We start from the raw sequence: 1,567 nt of genomic DNA on the forward strand, positions 1-1,567 counted from the left end.
GGTCTGCGCTTCCTGGTAGGTGCCGCCCCACGAGGCGACGGTGATGGTGTCGCCCGCCATTGCGGGGGCCGCGAGGGAGGCCATGAGGCCCGCCATCGCAACGATACTAACGCTTCTGGTCCTGTTCATTTTTTCGGCTCTCCACCGGTGTTCCCATTGTTTTTGATTTAGCATGCTATTTTGTATACAATTTTGAGTGTAGCTTCGGGATCAGCGATGTCAACGCCGATCGGCGCGCCTGGGGTCGTCGACCCGGGCTGGGAGATGGGGCGCCGGGGCGTGGCAAACCGCGCCGACTTTGAATACAGCTATGCGTGAGAACATATGCCGGCGGAAAGACCGGAGAACTGGAAACGGAACTTGGCCAAGGAAACCAAAAACACGCTGCGCGACTCGGTCTATTCCGCGCTCAAGGCGATGATCGTGACCGGCCAGATCCCGCCGGGATCGCGCGTCACCGAGAACGACATCGCCGCAAAACTCAATGTCAGCCGCACGCCGGTGCGCGAGGCCTTCAACCGCCTCGAGCGCGACGGCCTGGTCACCGGCCGGCCGCGCCAGGGCTATGTCGTCACCGAGTTCGACATCAACATGTTCCGCGAGGCCTTCGAGATCCGCGAACTGCTCGACGGCCACGCGACGGCACTGGCCGCCGCTGCTGCGACGGAACAGGACAAGGCGCGGCTGCGTGCCATGCTGGCCGAATGCGAGCGGCTGGCCGCCATTCCGGAGCGCACCACGCACGAAAAATTCCAGGAGCTCGAAGTCGGCATCGACCTGCACCGCGTCATCGCCGAAATCAGCGGCAATGCGATGCTGCATGGCATGCTGTGCGGCATCCTCGACAAGTGCCAGCACTATGTCTGGACCGAGCTGTTGTGGCTCGACGAATGGAAGATCGCCCGCGACGAGCATGCCGAGATCGTCGAGGCGATCTGCGCCGGCGATGCCGCCCGAGCCGGCACGCTGGCCCGCGCCCACGTAAGGGGCTCGCGCGACAATGTGCTGCGCCTGCTGCAGGCGAAATCGGACTACCAGAGTTTTCTGGCCAAGGCGTCCTGAGCGGCGCTGGTGGCGGCGTCAGATGGTCCGAGCGGCCATGGATATTGCTATCGACAGCACTACTATATGTCTCACGAACTGCGACGAGGACGGTCCAGTGCTTCCCTCGACAGGGCTCGATCGGTTGAGCGCATTTTCGGATGGCGTGTTCGCCGTCCTCATCACGGTGCTGGTCCTCGACTTGCGCCCGCCGGAGTTGCCGACGTTCAAGGCGCTTCTGGAGCTCTGGCCGACATGGCTGAGCTACAGCGTCAGCTATCTCTTCATCGCCATCGTCTGGGCGAACCATCATCATCTGTTACGCCACGCCAGGGAGGCGACAGCCAGCCTGATGTGGTACAATTTCGCACATCTGTTCTCGGTTTCGCTGCTGCCGCTGGCGACCGCGTGGATGGCGGTCAGCGAGCTGGCGCCGCAGCCGGTCGCCTTCTATGCCGCCGTCTTCTTCCTGGTGAACCTGACCTACATTCTTCTGATCCGCGAACTCATCGACCCGATGCCGGAG

At 62.7% G+C, this 1,567-nt stretch carries 2 protein-coding genes; both read left to right on the forward strand.

Going from position 1 to position 1,567, the window contains the following annotated elements:
- The first annotated feature begins 360 nt into the window (after positions 1 to 360).
- Complete coding sequence (locus EN914_RS34960) at positions 361 to 1,062, forward strand: GntR family transcriptional regulator (RefSeq protein ID WP_024502104.1); 702 nt, start codon at positions 361 to 363, stop codon at positions 1,060 to 1,062.
- 124 nt (positions 1,063 to 1,186) lie between these two features.
- The coding region (locus tag EN914_RS34965; protein ID WP_245497923.1) for a TMEM175 family protein at positions 1,187 to 1,567 on the forward strand (381 nt) is incomplete at its 3' end.

The organism is Mesorhizobium sp. M7A.F.Ca.CA.001.08.2.1, from assembly GCF_003998455.1.
Taxonomy (GTDB): Bacteria; Pseudomonadota; Alphaproteobacteria; order Rhizobiales; family Rhizobiaceae; genus Mesorhizobium; species Mesorhizobium ciceri.